A 14,970-nucleotide genomic window follows, 5' to 3' on the forward strand; every position below is an offset into this window, starting at 1 on the left:
GTCAGTGATGTCCTTTCAGGGCGGGCAGCAGGTTGTGGGCGACGTCCAGGCCCGCCGGCAACAGCAGGGCCGTGACGATGACCGGCAGGATGCAGGCCACGAGCGGCATGGTCAGCAGCACCGGGATGCGCATGGCCTTCTCCTCGCCGCGCAGGAACCGCCGTTCGCGCAGCTCGCTCGAATAGGACCGCAGGGTCTGGGTGATGCTGGCCCCGAGGCTCTCGGTCTGGATCATCAGCGCGGCGAAGGCCCGCAGGGAGTCGACGTTGATCCGCTCGGCCATCCGTCGCAGGGCGTCGGAGCGGCTGCGCCCGGCGCGCAGTTCCTGGGAGACGCGATTGAACTCGCAGGCGATGTCGCAATGCGAATTGGCGATCTCCTGGCTGACCCGCACGAAGGCCGCGTCGACGCCCAGGCCCGCCTCGACGCACACCATCATCAGGTCCAGGGCGTCGGGGAACTGGTTCTCCAACCGCTCACGACGGTCGGTGGCCCGCAGGTCCACGTAGATGGCCGGCGCCGTCAGGCCGACGCCGCACAGGAGAAGGGCCCCGATGATCAGCTGCGCGCCGGTGATCGGCGCCGAGGTCAGCTTCTGCGAGACGACCAGCAGCAGGGGCAGGCCCGCGGCCGTGATCACGCGGATCAGCACGTACAGGGACGGGGCCGACGGATGGGTGAAGCCGGCCTCGATCAGGGTGCGCGCCTGCCCCCGCGGGGTCTTGTCGGCGGCGCCGGGCAGTCGCGACTGCACCCAGGCCAGGACGGGATTCTTGACCTCGGAGTCCTTCAGCAAGCCTTCGCCGGTCGGACCGGTCAGCGTCCCATCCGCGGTCGGACGATCCTTCATCCGCCGCCGCAGGACGGCCACCCGCTCTATCCGCTGAAGCACCACCCAGGTCACGCCGACCACGCCCAGGAAGATTCCGATCAAGAGGAGCATGTCCATGTCCGACCTCAGTATTTGAAGTTGACGATCCGGCGGATCATCAACTGGCCGATGAGGTAGAGCACCACCACGCCGCCGACGACGGGCCAGAAGGCCGGGTCGGAGAACTTGCTGGTGTAGAACTCGGGATGGAAAATGCTGACCGCCGAGACGCAGAGGATCGGCAGCAAGCTGAGGATCAGGGCCGACATGCGCCCCTCGCTGGACAGCGCCTGGATGCGCTTGTTGAGCGAGGCGCGGCCGCGGATCACCGTCGCCAGACCCGCCAGGATCTCGGCCAGGTTGCCGCCGGTCTCGTTCTGGATGGCGATGCTGACGGCGAAGAAGGCGACGTCGGACGAACCGGTGCGCCGCGCCAGGCTGGCCAGGGCGTCCTTGAACTCGCCGCCATAGGTGGTCTCGTCCATGACCAAGCCGAACTCGGTGCCGATCGGGTCGGACATTTCCTGGGTCACCAGGTTGACCGCCGAGATCACCGGATGGCCGGCGCGCAGGGCCCGCACCATGACGTCCAGCGCCAGGGGCAGTTGTTCCTCCAGCCTGCGCAGGCGGCTGGCGCGACGGCCGACGATCCACATCAGGGCGACGGCGCCCGACAGGCCCGCCGCGCCCACGGCCGCCATCATCACCTGGGGAAAGGGGGTGCTGATCGGCGAGGACCGCAGGAAGACCATGGCCACCAGCCATAGCCCTCCGGCCACGGCGGCGGTGAAGCCGACGACCTGCAGCGGCCCGGCCGTCAGTCCGGCCTGGCGGCAATAGAGCGTGGCGCGGTCGTGCAGCGCCCCGTAGGGCGTGCGGCCGATCCAGCTGGCCCGCGTCTTGCGCAGGAGCGTCTGGTAGACTTGGTCGGGCGCCATGCCGCTGGCCATCAGGGTCAGGCGGCGATTGACCCGCTGGCCGTGCTCGCGAGCGCCCATGTACAGGCCGAACAGCGCCTGGCCGCCCAGCACCACGGCCGTGAAGACCAGAACCAGAACCATGGGGGGGAGAAAGCTTTCCATGGCGTCACGCCGAGACCCGGCCGGGCGCGAACAGGTCGATCGGCAGCTCGATGCCGCGCGCGCGCAGCACCTCCATGAGCCGGGGCCGCACGCCGGTGGCCTCGTACTGGCCGACCACCTTTCCGTCGGTCCCGCGACCGATCCGCCGGAAGCGGAAGATTTCCTGCATGCAGATGACGTCCTCTTCCATGCCCGAGATCTCGGAAATCGAGACGATGCGGCGGGCGCCGTCCTCCATGCGCTCGGCCTGGACGACGACGTGGATGGCCGAGGCGATCTGGCCGCGGATCGAGCGGGCCGGGATGTCGAGCCCCGCCATGCCGATCATCTGCTCGACGCGCGACAGGGCGTCGCGCGCGGTGTTGGCGTGGACGGTCGTCATCGAGCCGTCGTGGCCGGTGTTCATCGCCTGCAGCATGTCGAAGGCTTCGCCCGAGCGGACTTCGCCGACGATGATCCGGTCGGGACGCATGCGCAGGGCGTTGCGGACCAGTTCGCGCTGCTGCACTTCGCCCTGGCCCTCGATGTTGGCGGGCCGGGTCTCCAGCCGCCCCACATGCGATTGCTGCAGTTGCAGCTCGGCGGAGTCCTCGATGGTGATGATCCGCTCGTGGTCGTCGATATAGGCCGACAGGGCGTTGAGCAGGGTGGTCTTGCCCGAGCCGGTGCCGCCCGAGATCAGCACGTTGCGCCGCGCCTGGACGATGGCCTCGAGCACCATCGCCATCTCCTGGGTGATGCTGCCCAGCTCCACCAGGCGGCTCATGGCCAGGGGCACGCGCGAGAACTTGCGGATCGAGACCAGCGGCCCGTCCACGGCCAGCGGCGGGATGATGGCGTTGACCCGCGAGCCATCGGCCAGGCGGGCGTCGACCATCGGCGCGGACTCGTCCACCCGCCGGCCTACCGCCGCGACGATCTTGTTGATGATCCGCACCAGGTGCCGGGTGTCCTGGAAGCGCACGTTGGTGCGCTGCAACCGCCCGGCCCGCTCCACATAGACGGCCTCGTGGGTGTTGATCAGGATGTCGGTGATGCTGTCGTCCTTCAGCAGCGGCTCCAACGGCCCCAGTCCCAGAAGTTCGTCGAGGATCTCGTCGATCAGGAGGTCGGTCTGGCCCGGGGTCAGCAGGCGCTTTTCCTCGGCCAGCAGGCCGATCACCGCGCCGCGGATCTCCATGCGCAGGGTCTCGCGCGGGGTCCTGTCCAGCAGGCTGAGGTTCAGCAGATCGATCAGCCGCTGGTGCAGCCGCACCTTCAGGCCCAGGGCGTCGTCGATCGGCGTGGTCAGCGGATAGTCCGCCGGAACCGCCGTTGCTTCGATATGTCGGGACTCGTCGTTCCAGAACATGACAGCCTCACCTTCCCATGACGGCGGCGGCCGGCCCGGCGTGGACGGGCGCGACGACCTCGGCCAGGCGGGCGATCGCCGCCTCGATCTTGCTGCCGCGCCGCAGGGCGCTCAGCGCCACGCCCTCGTCGATGGCCTGGTGCATCAGCCGGCGGTCCTCGGGGATCACCAGGTCGAACGGGCGACCGATGGCCTGCTGGGCGGCCTTCAGCGAGATGCCGCTGGCGCTCTCGGATTCGACCTGGTTGCAGATCAGGGTGACGGGGATGTCGTCCAGGGCCTGGGCGGCCAGCATGTGCAGCTGCCGGCGGGCCAGATAGACGTGCGGCACCGACAGGCGGGTGACCAGCAGGATGCGCTGCGACTGGCGCAGCAGCCGGTTGGTCCACGCGGTCCACACCGTCGGCAGGTCGATCAGGGTGATCTCGAAATCCCGGCGAAGCCCCGCCAGCAGGCCGTCGATCAAGGCCGGGTTCAGGGTCTCGATCGGCATCAGGTCGTGCGGTGCGGCCAGCACGCAGGCGCCGCTGCGGTGCGACGGCAGGGACGAGGCGAAGGGCACCTCCTCCACGGCGCCGCCGGCCGCCAGCACCTGGGCCACGGTCACCGTGTCCGGCACGTCGAGATAGAGGGCCGCCGCGCCCATCTGCAGGTCGAGATCGGCCAGGCAGACGCCGGCCAGGGCCGGGTTGACGGCCAGCATCACCGCCAGCTGGGCCGCCAGCGAGGTCGCCCCGACCCCGCCCCCGGCCTTCAGCAAGGTGACGACCTCGCCGCGCCGCCGCTGGGCGCGACCGGTGTCGAGGCGGCAGAAGATCCGCTCCAGGGCGATGGCCAGGGCTGTGTCGGTGACCGGCGCGGGCAGCACGTCCGCCGCCCCCAGATGGATCAGTCGGCGCGTGGTCTCGATGTCGGCGGCCCGCACCAGCACCAGCACCTCCACCCGACCGGCGCTGGCGGCGACGCGCGTGGCCAGCCGCTCCTGTTCGGCCACGTCGGCGGCGTCCAGGCCGACGATCAGCAGATCGAAGGTCTGGGCCGCGCGCTCCGGCCAGGCGCCGTCGAGGACCTGGAAGGTGACGGCCGGGAACATGGCCGACAGCATGGCCACCGGCGGTTCCGGGCCAAGGCCCGGCCCGCACAGGCCCACGCGCCAGGCGCAAGGCCGCCTGGGCGCGGCGACGGGATCCTCTGTCTTCGGCCGTCCGAAATGGAGCAGGCTCATGAAAGGCTCTCCCCGCTAAGTGTCGACGCCGTCGCCGGCAAGGTGAACGGCTGAACGCCGAAGATCTGGAGGGCCGCGCTCTGGAAGGTCACGCCGGTCAGGCTGACCGTGACCAGAGGCTCCATGTCGGGCGCGTAGGGGTTGCCCACCTTGCCCAGGCCGACATGGCGATAGGTGATGACCACGTTGGCGGCGGCGATGTCGGGGTCGTAGGCCTGCATCTTGGCCAGCACCGCGTTAAACGTCGTGGTGTCGAAGCCTGGGCTGCCGCCGCTGCCGACGATCTGGGTGCAGGTCGAGCCCGCCCCCGTGCATCTGAAGGCCATGTCGGGCACCACCTGGCCGCCGCCCAAAGTGGCGGAGCCGTCGTAGTTGGCCATGTAGGTCGCGATGATCGGGCTGACGACGGCCAGGCGCACGCCCTCGCGGGTGGCGGCCTTGGCCGTGTTGATGCGCCAGGCCAGGCGGCCCATGTCGACGACGCCCAGCAACATCGAGACGAACACCAGGCACACCAGGCCGAACTCGACGGCGGTGGTTCCCCGCTGTTCACGGACCAGGCGGGAGAAGAGGCTGGCGCGGCGCATCATTCGGTCCACGCTTGCTGGGCGCTGACCGAGAAGGTGGTCAGGCTGACGCCGGTCAGGCCGCCGAAGGCGTCGATATAGGGCGGCGAGGCCGTCACCTTGACGACCGGCACATTGGCCATGTCCTCGTAGCGGCCCAGATAGGTTCCGCCCGCGTTGCTGACGCAGCTGACCGTGACGACGACGCTGGCGTCGCTGGTCCAGTTGGCGATCAGGGGCCCGCCGGTCGCGGTGATGTCGCCGGTGCGCGCCAGGTGCTGCACATGCAGTTGATCGCTCGCCGACAGCCCCGCGCAGGTCATCGGCAGGGGGGCGGCGTAGCGAGCCGCGTCACGCACCGCCGAGACGGCGATGTGGTAGTTCCAGAACAACCGCCCGACGCCGATGAAGGCGAACATCAGCAGCATCAGGAACGGCAGGACCAGGGCGAACTCGACCGCCGCCGAGCCGCCGCGCCCGGCCAGGAACCGGCGCAGGTGGGGGGCGATCCGGCTAATCATAGAGCCGCACCGAATAGAGCTTGGTCTCCGCGCCCACCGACGAGACGTCGGTGGTGGCGCCGATCACCTCGCCGTAGATCGTGTTGTTGACCGCCGGCGCCGTCAGGAACAGGTCGACATAGGAAATGATGTGCACGGTCGAGCTGCCGTGGACGTTGTCGGCCTTGCAGTTGGCGACCACGACCGAGATCGTGCGACGGTCGGGCGTGGACTGGGAGCCCAGCTTGTTGCACTGGGGCGCGGCGTAGTCGTGCGAACCGCTGACGGCCGTCTGGCCGTCGGAGAACGCGCCGGCCGGCGTGGCGATCGCGCCGCTCAGCATGGCCAGCTCCCACTTGTAGACCTGGTAGCGGGTCGGGGACGTGCCGCCGGCCGCCGGGGCGGGTCCGTAGGCGGCCCAGCCCGAACCCGTCGCGCCGGCCGGGACCTGCGGGATGTAGGTGCTGGGCGTGATCCCCGAATGGTTGGTGGCGAAGTACTTGGCGGCGTTCCAGACGCCCGTGCCGACCACGTTCGCGGTGGTCTGGTCACAGTCGAGCGGGAAACTCATGCCGCCGGCGACCGCCGTGGCGTTCGCGCAGGAATTGTCGGGCGTCGAGACGGTCGGCGTGCAGGCGCTGTTGCCGGCGGCGGTCTTGCCGCCGATCATGGTGTTCATGGCCGGGGCGAAGAAGATGTCGTTCTTGTTGCCGCCCGCCGACGACTTGTAGATATCGAAGCGGGTGTTGAACCAGTCGTCGGCCGAGGCGATGTTGCCAGGCTGCGTCTGGGCCGTCGTGCCGAAGCACTCGGTCAGCGGCGGGTTGCGGCCCATGGCGTTCTTGACGTCGGCCGCGCCGGACCCCACCGACAGGAAGCCGAAATTGCCGGGGCCCCATGCGCCGTTGCCGCCGGGCGGCGGGGTCAGCAGGAAGCTGTGGCCGATATAGGCGTCGCCGTCGAAGGTCAGGTTGCCGCCGACTTCCGTCGGATTGCAGATCAGCAGCGGCGGCACCTTGCAGATCGCCGTGCCGTAGCCGGCCACCGCGTGGGCGGTGGCGTTGAAGCCGGTGGCCCCGGTCAGCATCCCGAACACCAGGCCCAGCGACCGCGGCGTCAGGTTGATGCGGATGAACTGGGCGCCCGCATCGGTGGTGGCCACGACGTCCGGCGCGCGGGCGCTGAGGAAGGCGATGTCGGCGGGCACGACCGCGACATTGGTCTCGAAGGCGTCGGCCAGGGCCTCGCGGTTGCCGACCAGGCTGCCCATGGCCGCGGACTGCGCCCGCCCCATCGCGCCGGAGCTTCCGTCCAGCTGGCTGGCCCCAGCCAGGGCCGCGGCGTCGACGGCGCTTTCCAGCTCGGCCCTCAGGGCGTAGGCGCGGCTGATGTCGTAGGCCAGGCCGCCGATCCCCACCAGGGCGATCAGGGCGACCCCCGTGAGGGCCGCCACCGCGCCGGACTGGTCATGCAGAAAACGTTGGACGAGTGACATGATCAGTTACCGGGCGATCCGCCTTTCGCCCCTCCCTTGATTTCGACGCTGGAGGTCGAGGCAGAAGCCGGCTGAATGACCTGGTTCTTGCCGTAGCGGGTGGCGGCCAGCGCCGCCCGGGCCCCGTCGCCGCCCGGCTGCAGCACCCGGTCGTAGCGGGCCTCGGGATCGGCGATCTGGGCGGCCAGGTTGGCGCGCACGGCGTTGCCGAAATCCGGGCTGAGGTCGCGGCTGGCGTCGGCGCAACCGGCCATGGCCAGCAGGGCGGCCAGGGCCGTCAGGGGGCGGACGATCATCCTAGTGGAGCACATAGCCATAAGGTCCATCGACCCCTCCCTTGGCGTTTCCGGTCAGGAGCACGCGATCTTCGGGCGACAGGGCGCCCTTGCCTGACTGGGTCCTGCCCAGCAGGAACAGTTCGGTGTCGGAAGGCGGCACGAAGCCGTCGGCGGGCGTCGCCATCTTGCCGCGCGTCGGCCGGACCAGGTGCGGCGTGACCACGATCACCAGCTCGGTCTGGTTGCGCTGGTAGCTGGTCGAGCGGAACAGGGTCCCCAGCACGGGCAGGTCGCCCAGCATCGGGAACTGGCGGATCTGGTTCTGGTAGTCGTCGCGGATCAAGCCGGCGATCGTGAAGGACTCGCCGTCCCTCAGCTCGACCGTGGTCTTGGCGCGCCGCACCTTGATGCCGGGGATGCGCAGGCCGTTGCTGACGAACGAGCTGTTGGGGTCGATGCTCGAGACCTCGGGATTGACCACCAGGTTGATCATGCCGTCCTGCAGCACCGTCGGCGTGAAGGCCAGGGCGATGCCGAACTGCTTGAACTCGACGGTGATGGTCGTCAGGCCGCCGCTCTGGTTCTGGGCGACCGGCACGGGAAACTCGCCGCCGGCCAGGAAGTTGGCCGTATCGCCCGACATGGCCGTCAGGTTCGGCTCGGCCAGGGTCTTGACCGCGCCCTTGGTCTCCAGGGCGTCGAACAGGACGTCGAGGTCGACGTCGCCGGCCCGCAGCGGGAACTTCAGCAGGCCGAAGCTGTCGAGCACGCCGCCGATCACCCCGGTGTCGCCGGTGCCGATGACGAACTTGTGGTAGCTGGGCGAGGTCGGGTCGGCGGTGGCGACGTTCAGCCGCAGGGCCTTGGCGGTCGCCCGCTCCATCTCGACGATGCGCACCGACAGGGTCACCTGCTGCGAGCCCTGCACCGTCATCAGGTTGACCACCTGCCCGGGAGCGAAGCTCTCGGCCAGGGCGGCGGCGCGGCCGGCGGCGGCGCCGCTGCTGACCGGACCCGACAGCAGGATCGACTGGTTGCTGGCGGCCACCGCCAGGCCATCCTCGCCGGGCATGATGTCGTGCAGGCGCTGCCGCAGCGTGTCGACGTCGGCCGTGACGATCACGTTGGCGGCGGCCAGCAGCGAGCGGCCGGGGCCGTAGACGGTGAGCGTGGTGGTCCCCAGCTTCTTGCCCACCACATAGACCGAACGCGCGGTCAGCGGCAGGACGTCGGCGGTGTCCGGGTTGGCGACCATCAGGTCGGTGTAGGGGCCAGGCAGTTCCAGCACCTGGGCCTTGCCCACCGGCACCCCGACCTCGACCCTGCGGACAGAGGTCTCGGAAACGGCGGCGGCGGGCTGGGCGAGGCCGGTCGCGGGAAGCGTGGTCGCCAGGCTGGCGGCGGCGAGCGCGAGGCCGCAGGCGACCGCGGGGCGGACCAGCAGGAGTTTTCGGGTCATGGTCAAGCGTCCGGTTGCGCGCGGCGTCCGGCCGCGCAGGCAGGGATGGAGCGGGATAGGCGGGGCGGCGGTCACAGCGCCACCTGATAGCCGGTGGTCACCACGCCACGGGTCACCCGCACTTCGGTGGCGCGGGGCTCGAGGCGGGGAGCGGCGGCGCGGCGCGGAGCCGGAGCCGGGGCGCGAGCGCGGACCGGCATGGCCGGCGCCGCGACCCGCGGCGATCCGCCGCGCGCCAGGTCGGCCACGGTGGTGACCTGGCGCAGAAGGGGCGCCTGGTCGGAGATCTGCCGCAGCGACAGCGACACCGCGCCGACGGCCTGGGCCAGGGTGATGACCTGGGCCTGGTCGGGCGTCACCTCGACGGTGATGGCCTTGACCACCACCGGCTTGTCGGCCGCCTGGTTGTCGGACTGGTCCACGCCCACGACACGGACATTCTCGGCCAGCACCTGGGTCAGGCTGGTCTCCGGCGCGTTGGAGTCCGCGCTGCGGGTCAGCAGGACGTCCACCCGGTCGCCGGGCAGGACGAAGCCGCCGACGCCGGCGACGTCATTGGCGCGCAGCGACACCGCGCGCATGCCCTCGCCTAGGGAGCCGGAAAGGTTGGCGCGCCCACCGGGTCCGGAGACGCGGTCGGGCAGGACGGGTTCGTTGGACCCGATGTCCTTGAGCACGATACGCGCGCCGCCCTGGGCCGAGGCGGCCTCGGCGACGGTGCGGAAAGCCCCGGGAGGAACGGCGTCGGCAGGATAGCGGGCTACCTTGAGCACCGCCGGTTGCAGCTTGAAGCCCCGGGCCAGCGGCTGGGAGGCCACGACCACGGGAATTGAGCCCACGTCGCGGGCGGCGGGCTCGGCGTTGTGAGCCGACCCCAGATAGACCCGGGCGGCGAGAACGGCTCCCAAGCCGAGCACGACCGCGACGGCCAGCGAAACGACGGTTCGCGTTTGCATGCGCACCCCTCCCCAGCTCGGCGACGCGACCTCTCGGGCCCGCCGCCTGGATCGGCGACGCGGCGTGCGGGCCGCGTCGCCGACAGTTCAGTCAGCAGTTGGCGGCGGTCGGGTTGGCGACGCAGTTGGCCGCGTCGGTGATCGCCTGGCCGATGTTCGTGCCCAGCAGCACGGCGGCCACCGCGATGGCGCTGCCGATGATCGCCAGGATCAGCGCGTACTCGGCCGCCGCAGCGCCCTCTTCCTCGAGAATGAAGTCACGCAGAATATTCATGGACCTATACCTCGCTATTATTGACCATCCCCAAGTTTGGGGATGTTTTTGAGAAGAGGACACCCCCTTCGGGTCCACATTTAAGGTCTTAATGGATTGTTAAGTAAATAGATATTGGTACGTAATCAATGTTACATATATTAAAATCGAATATTTAGTTAGTTCGCATCATGTGGTGAGGAATGATTATCATTTGGATCGCGCACCCGGCGATTAGTTCAACCGCGAAACGCTCTAAGGCCTGAAGATAAACACTGGAAGTTGGTGCACAACTTCTGGGATACCCAGGCCAAACGGCGTCGATGGAGGCACGGCGGCGCTTCAAAGCATTGTGATCAAGCGCGACAGGCCGGCGACATCGATCAGCGCCATGACCCTGGCGGTCGGCGCCCCGGGGCAACTCCCCCTCCACGCCGCCGATGCGTTCGCCGCAAGCCCCACCCGACGCCAAGCCAGAGCGCCCACACCGGCGCCAGCGCAAGGCCCCGGCGCACGAACCGCACATGCCAATGCTCCAAGATTGAATAGCAACGACGCATTATGGAGCTTTCCAAAACATAAAATTGAGATAGTTGTATCTACAAATGTCCCAATCTGAAGTATCTGTACAATTTTCGTAGATCACTCACAGTGACTACTTTTATCTAGACGCATATACTATTGACATAACCCGGAACCGGGATGATCTCTAATTACTGTTTCGCTTCGCGTTGGCGAACGCGGACCGAGTGGGCGGCAACGGTCGTGGACAAGGGAGGCCTGCCCCCTCCCCCGTCTCCCCGCGTTCACGAGGCCGCGCGCGCCTCCGGCATCGACGCTGGAGTTCTCCCCAGCACGCTCTGGCGTCGATGCCGTGACGGCGCGGTGACCGAACTGTCGATCGACGACCTCTACCGACGGCAAGACCGGCGCCCACGCCTTCGGGAGACGCCGCCATGCGCGTTCGGCATGATCGGCGCCGGCATCGGCATGGGCGTCCGCCGCACCGCTCCCCTAGACTGGCCGCCAGCGGCGCGCAGTCGTCGCGGCGATGGCCTTGGGGGAAACGCACCGATGAAGATCTCGAACACCCGCCGCCGGCTCGCCCTGCTGGCGGGCGTGATGCTGGCGAGCGGCGCGGCGAGCGCCCAGGCCCAGTCGGTCAACCGGTTCCCCGAACGCGTCTGCGACGTCCGCGACCACGGGGCCGGCGGCACGCGGATCTGGTTCGACACCGAGGGCTTCCAGGCCGCCATCGACGCCTGCGCCAAGGCCGGCGGCGGCACGGTGCGGGTGACCCGCGGCGAGTACCTGATCGGCCCGATCTGGCTGAAGTCCAACATCCGCCTGGAGCTCCAGAAGGGCGCCGAGGTGCTGGCCGCCACCGACCCGGCCCTGTTCCCCCAGGGCGAAAGGGCCGGGCTGATCAACGTCAAGGACGCCGACAACGTCGCCGTGGTCGGCGAGGGGCTGATCGACGGCCAGGGCGCGGTGTGGTGGGAGCGGATCCGGGCGATCTGGCGCGCCAACCCCAACTTCGCCACCGACGGCCAGGCCCGCCAGCAGCAGAAGGACGATCGTCCCCGCCTGATCCTGGTGTCGCACAGCACCAACATCCGCTTCGAGGGTGTGCGGATCGAGAACTCGCCGTCGTTCCACCTGGTGCTCAACGACACTGATCACGTGACCATCGACCGCGTGCGCATCACCGCCCCGGCCCACGCCCCCAACACCGACGCCATCGACCCGATCGACAGCCGCCACGTGGTGATCACCAACAACGTCATCAGCGTCGGCGACGACATCGTGGCCATCAAGTCCAACGGCCCCGATCCCCGCCATCCCGACGCGGTGTCGTCCGACATCCTGATCTCGGGCAACACCATCCTGGCCGGGCGCGGCATCTGCATCGGCAGCGGAACCAGCGGCGGCGTCACCCGCGTGCGGGTCGAGAACAACAGCTTCGACGGCTCGATGTACGGCCTGCGGATCAAGACCATGCGCGGCAAGGGCGGCAAGGTCCGCGACGTTGTGTTCAAGAACAACCGCATGAAGAACGTCGAGACCCCGCTGGTCTTCACCAGCTACTACGAATACCGGCCGCTGGACCTGAAGGCGGCGACGGCGCTGTTGCAGCCGGGCGGCTTCCTGCTGGGCAACCAGATCTGGCCGGGCCCGACCGATCCCGCCCAGCCGATCGCCGCCGACAAGACGCCGGACATGGCGGACATCGTCGTCGACGGCCTGACCGCCACCGGCGCCGACCTGGCGGGCATCGTCGTGGGCCTGCCCGAACGACCGATCGCCGGCCTGACCCTGCGCGACGTCCGCATCGAGGCCAAGCACGGCCTGCTGGTCCGCAACGCGGCGATCTCGACGTCGAAGGCGGCGATCACGGCGACGGACGGAACGCCGTACAGGCTGGAGGCCGGCGCGACCGTGGCGCGCTAGCGCATTTTCGAGCGAAGTGGTTTCCGGTTCGCGTGAAGAAAATGCGCCAAGACAAAGATCTAGAGCCCCGGCCTGATGCAATCAGGTCTGGCTCTAGCGCCGCGGGTCGGAAGCGCGGCGCCCATGCCAAACGGGCATCGGTCCCAACCGGATCGGCATTGGCCTCAGCGCTCGCGCCAGGCCTAAGCTGCCAGGCGGCTTCGTCCTTCCTACCCCGGGCGGCGCTCGCGAACTTTCTCCCCCAAACATCAAGGGGCGCCGACCCCGGGTTCGCCCCGGTCGGCGCCCTTCTTTTTTCAGCGAACCGCCAGTTCGCTCCAGAACGCCTCGGCCGCCAGGCTCTGGCGCGCGGTGGGACGGAAGACGCGGATATCGACGGGAGCTTCCCAGTCGGCGCCGGCCGCGCGCACCAGCCGCCCCTGCGCCACCTCGTTCTCGGCCAGGCTGACCGGCAGCCAGGCCACGCCCCGGCCGTCGCGCGCCATGGTCATCAGGCTGGCGGCCAGCCGCGCGGAGAACACCACTCGCAGCCCTTGGGCCCGGTCCGTGAAGCGGTGGGCCTCGATGATCCGCCCCAGTCCCGACTCGTCGCTATAGGCCAGGTAGGGGATCTCGTCCGCCCCGTCCGACAGGCTCCAGCGCGGCCCGCCATCCGGACCCGGCGCGACGAACGGCGCCAGGGCGTCCTGGCCGACCACCTGCGAACGGAACTGCGCCCCGAACCGGCTGGGCGCGGCGGCGTGGTGGTGGCACAGCAGGAACTGCGCCTCGCCATGCAGCATCAGGTCCTCGCAGGCCTGCATGCTGTCGGAGATCAGCCGGATCGGACCCAGCGTCGTCCGCGATTCCAGCTCGCGCATCCATTGCGGGAAGAAGGTGAAGGACAGGGCGTGGGTGGCGGCAAACAGCAGGGTCGCGGCCTCCATCCCACCGGCCTCGCGGCTCTCGCGCCGCAGCTGGTTGATGCGCCGGATCAGCTCGTCGGCGCCGGTGCGGAACTGCTGGCCGGCCGCCGTCAGGGTGACGCCCGGCGTGCTTCGGTCGAACAGCGGCGCGCCCACCCAGTCCTCCAGCGCCCGCACCCGCCGGCTGAAGGCGGGTTGGGTCACGTGGCGGTTTTCAGCCGCCCGCGAGAAGTTTCCGGTCTCGGCCAGGGCGACGAAATCTTCGAGCCAGATCAATTCCATGGATGATGCCTGTTGCGCATAGCGATCGCCGGGAACGGCATTGGCTCGCGATTTGACGCTTGCCTAGGGTCCAGTCGCCAACTGGAGAACACCGTGCGTATCCTCGACATCCGCGAGAAGACCGTCTCAATCGCCTCGCCGATCGCCAATGCCTATATCGACTTCTCGAAGATGACTTGCTCGGTCGTCGCCGTCATCACCGATGTGGTGCGCGATGGCAAGCCGGTGATCGGCTACGGCTTCAATTCCAACGGCCGCTACGGCCAAAGCGCTTTGATGCGGGAAAGATTCCTGCCGCGCCTAGCCGAGGCCGCGCCCGACAGCCTGATCGACCCGGAAACCGGCAATCTCGACCCCTTCGCCATCTGGAAGACCCTGATGGCCAACGAGAAGCCCGGCGGCCACGGCGAGCGCTCGGTGGCGGTGGGCACCCTGGACATGGCCGTCTGGGACGCGGTGGCCAAGATCGCCGAAAAGCCGCTCTATCGCCTGCTGGCCGACCGCTATCGCGGCGGCGTGGCCGACGACAAGGTCTGGGTCTACGCGGCCGGCGGCTACTATTATCCGGGCAAGGACGACGCCCAGCTGCAGGCCGAGATGCGCGGCTATCGCGACCGCGGCTACCAGGTGGTCAAGATGAAGATCGGCGGCGCGCCGCTGGACGTCGACCTGCGCCGCATCGAGTCGGTGCTCGAGATCGTCGGCGACGGCCAGAACCTGGCGGTCGACGCCAACGGCCGCTTCGACCTCGACACCGCCCTCGCCTACGCGCAAGCGCTCAAGCCCTACAACCTGTTCTGGTACGAGGAGGCCGGCGACCCGCTGGACTACGGCCTGCAGGCCGAGCTGTCCCGTCACTACGACCTGCCGATGGCCACCGGCGAGAACCTGTTCTCGCACCAGGACGCCCGCAACCTGCTGCGCCATGGCGGCATGCGGCCCGACCGCGACTTCCTGCAATTCGACTGCGCCCTGTCATACGGCCTTGTCGAATACCTGCGCACGCTGGAGGTCCTGGAGCAGAACGGCTGGTCGTCGCGCCGGATCGTGCCGCACGGGGGGCACCAGATGTCGCTCAACATCGCCGCCGGCCTGCACCTGGGTGGCAACGAGTCCTATCCCGACGTCTTCAAGCCGTTCGGCGGTTTCGCCGACGGCATCGCGGTCGAGGACGGCCATGTCGCCCTGCCCGACGCGCCCGGCGTCGGTTTCGAGGCCAAGTCGGAGCTCATCGCCCTGATGCGCACCCTGACCGAGGACGTCACCGCCGCCAGTCACGCGGCCTGAACCACGCGA

14 protein-coding genes are annotated in these 14,970 nt (G+C 69.0%); 2 read left to right on the forward strand and 12 right to left on the reverse strand.

Annotated features, from left to right (window positions below; all coding sequences use genetic code 11):
- Position 1: 1 nt before the first annotated feature.
- From PMI01_RS21355 to PMI01_RS21405, 11 genes are all read right to left on the reverse strand, one after another.
- Positions 2-943, reverse strand: coding sequence for a type II secretion system F family protein (locus PMI01_RS21355; protein ID WP_157223836.1), 942 nt, complete (start codon positions 941-943; stop codon positions 2-4).
- A 14-nt stretch (positions 944-957) separates the two neighbouring features.
- Complete coding sequence (locus PMI01_RS21360; protein ID WP_051990008.1) at positions 958-1,932, reverse strand: type II secretion system F family protein; 975 nt, start codon at positions 1,930-1,932, stop codon at positions 958-960.
- Positions 1,933-1,957: 25 nt separating this feature from the next.
- Entirely contained in the window at positions 1,958-3,304 is a 1,347-nt protein-coding gene (locus PMI01_RS21365; protein WP_007674090.1) for a CpaF family protein, read from the reverse strand.
- A gap of 7 nt (positions 3,305-3,311) precedes the next feature.
- A complete protein-coding gene (locus tag PMI01_RS21370) occupies positions 3,312-4,529 on the reverse strand; it encodes an AAA family ATPase (RefSeq protein WP_007674092.1) in 1,218 nt (405 codons plus the stop codon).
- Entirely contained in the window at positions 4,526-5,116 is a 591-nt protein-coding gene (locus PMI01_RS26215) for a TadE/TadG family type IV pilus assembly protein (protein WP_007674094.1), read from the reverse strand. Before PMI01_RS26215 ends, PMI01_RS21370 begins: the two co-directional genes overlap by 4 nt.
- On the reverse strand, positions 5,116-5,616 hold the full coding sequence (locus PMI01_RS21380) for a TadE/TadG family type IV pilus assembly protein (protein WP_007674095.1): 501 nt from the start codon (positions 5,614-5,616) through the stop codon (positions 5,116-5,118). The genes PMI01_RS26215 and PMI01_RS21380 overlap by 1 nt, the downstream gene beginning before the upstream one ends.
- Positions 5,609-7,090, reverse strand: coding sequence for a pilus assembly protein TadG-related protein (locus PMI01_RS21385; protein WP_007674096.1), 1,482 nt, complete (start codon positions 7,088-7,090; stop codon positions 5,609-5,611). The genes PMI01_RS21380 and PMI01_RS21385 overlap by 8 nt, the downstream gene beginning before the upstream one ends.
- 2 nt (positions 7,091-7,092) lie before the next feature.
- Entirely contained in the window at positions 7,093-7,386 is a 294-nt protein-coding gene (locus PMI01_RS21390) for a hypothetical protein (protein ID WP_035037614.1), read from the reverse strand.
- 1 nt (position 7,387) lies between these two features.
- Positions 7,388-8,827 (reverse strand): type II and III secretion system protein family protein, encoded by a 1,440-nt coding sequence (locus tag PMI01_RS21395; protein ID WP_007674100.1) that lies wholly within the window; start codon positions 8,825-8,827, stop codon positions 7,388-7,390.
- A 71-nt stretch (positions 8,828-8,898) separates the two neighbouring features.
- Positions 8,899-9,783, reverse strand: coding sequence for a Flp pilus assembly protein CpaB (cpaB, locus tag PMI01_RS21400; RefSeq protein ID WP_007674104.1), 885 nt, complete (start codon positions 9,781-9,783; stop codon positions 8,899-8,901).
- Between the two features lie 91 nt (positions 9,784-9,874).
- On the reverse strand, positions 9,875-10,057 hold the full coding sequence (locus tag PMI01_RS21405) for a hypothetical protein (RefSeq protein WP_007674106.1): 183 nt from the start codon (positions 10,055-10,057) through the stop codon (positions 9,875-9,877).
- A gap of 1,053 nt (positions 10,058-11,110) precedes the next feature.
- Between PMI01_RS21405 and PMI01_RS21410 the strand changes: the two genes are divergently transcribed.
- Positions 11,111-12,487: a glycoside hydrolase family 28 protein gene (locus PMI01_RS21410; protein WP_007674108.1), complete on the forward strand. Its 1,377-nt coding sequence runs from the start codon at positions 11,111-11,113 to the stop codon at positions 12,485-12,487.
- A 296-nt stretch (positions 12,488-12,783) separates the two neighbouring features.
- Here PMI01_RS21410 and PMI01_RS21415 read toward each other — a convergent pair whose 3' ends face one another.
- Positions 12,784-13,674 carry a LysR family transcriptional regulator gene (locus PMI01_RS21415; protein ID WP_007674111.1) on the reverse strand — a complete coding sequence of 297 codons (891 nt, stop codon included), beginning with the start codon at positions 13,672-13,674 and terminating at the stop codon, positions 12,784-12,786.
- A gap of 93 nt (positions 13,675-13,767) precedes the next feature.
- Between PMI01_RS21415 and PMI01_RS21420 the strand changes: the two genes are divergently transcribed.
- Positions 13,768-14,961 (forward strand): mandelate racemase/muconate lactonizing enzyme family protein, encoded by a 1,194-nt coding sequence (locus tag PMI01_RS21420; RefSeq protein WP_007674113.1) that lies wholly within the window; start codon positions 13,768-13,770, stop codon positions 14,959-14,961.
- Positions 14,962-14,970: the final 9 nt, after the last annotated feature.

This window comes from Caulobacter sp. AP07, assembly GCF_000281955.1.
In the GTDB taxonomy this organism is placed as follows: Bacteria; Pseudomonadota; Alphaproteobacteria; order Caulobacterales; family Caulobacteraceae; genus Caulobacter.

What these genes read in the sequence shown, in the direction of transcription:
- PMI01_RS21355 (WP_157223836.1), bottom strand. Translation starts at nt 943, where the DNA reads ATGCTCCTCTTGATCGGAATCTTCCTGGGCGTGGTCGGCGTGACCTGG.
- PMI01_RS21360 (WP_051990008.1), bottom strand. Translation starts at nt 1,932, where the DNA reads ATGGTTCTGGTTCTGGTCTTCACGGCCGTGGTGCTGGGCGGCCAGGCG.
- PMI01_RS21365 (WP_007674090.1), bottom strand. Translation starts at nt 3,304, where the DNA reads ATGTTCTGGAACGACGAGTCCCGACATATCGAAGCAACGGCGGTTCCG.
- PMI01_RS21370 (WP_007674092.1), bottom strand. Translation starts at nt 4,529, where the DNA reads ATGAGCCTGCTCCATTTCGGACGGCCGAAGACAGAGGATCCCGTCGCC.
- PMI01_RS26215 (WP_007674094.1), bottom strand. Translation starts at nt 5,116, where the DNA reads ATGCGCCGCGCCAGCCTCTTCTCCCGCCTGGTCCGTGAACAGCGGGGA.
- PMI01_RS21380 (WP_007674095.1), bottom strand. Translation starts at nt 5,616, where the DNA reads ATGATTAGCCGGATCGCCCCCCACCTGCGCCGGTTCCTGGCCGGGCGC.
- PMI01_RS21385 (WP_007674096.1), bottom strand. Translation starts at nt 7,090, where the DNA reads ATGTCACTCGTCCAACGTTTTCTGCATGACCAGTCCGGCGCGGTGGCG.
- PMI01_RS21390 (WP_035037614.1), bottom strand. Translation starts at nt 7,386, where the DNA reads ATGATCGTCCGCCCCCTGACGGCCCTGGCCGCCCTGCTGGCCATGGCC.
- PMI01_RS21395 (WP_007674100.1), bottom strand. Translation starts at nt 8,827, where the DNA reads ATGACCCGAAAACTCCTGCTGGTCCGCCCCGCGGTCGCCTGCGGCCTC.
- cpaB (WP_007674104.1), bottom strand. Translation starts at nt 9,783, where the DNA reads ATGCAAACGCGAACCGTCGTTTCGCTGGCCGTCGCGGTCGTGCTCGGC.
- PMI01_RS21405 (WP_007674106.1), bottom strand. Translation starts at nt 10,057, where the DNA reads ATGAATATTCTGCGTGACTTCATTCTCGAGGAAGAGGGCGCTGCGGCG.
- PMI01_RS21410 (WP_007674108.1), top strand. Translation starts at nt 11,111, where the DNA reads ATGAAGATCTCGAACACCCGCCGCCGGCTCGCCCTGCTGGCGGGCGTG.
- PMI01_RS21415 (WP_007674111.1), bottom strand. Translation starts at nt 13,674, where the DNA reads ATGGAATTGATCTGGCTCGAAGATTTCGTCGCCCTGGCCGAGACCGGA.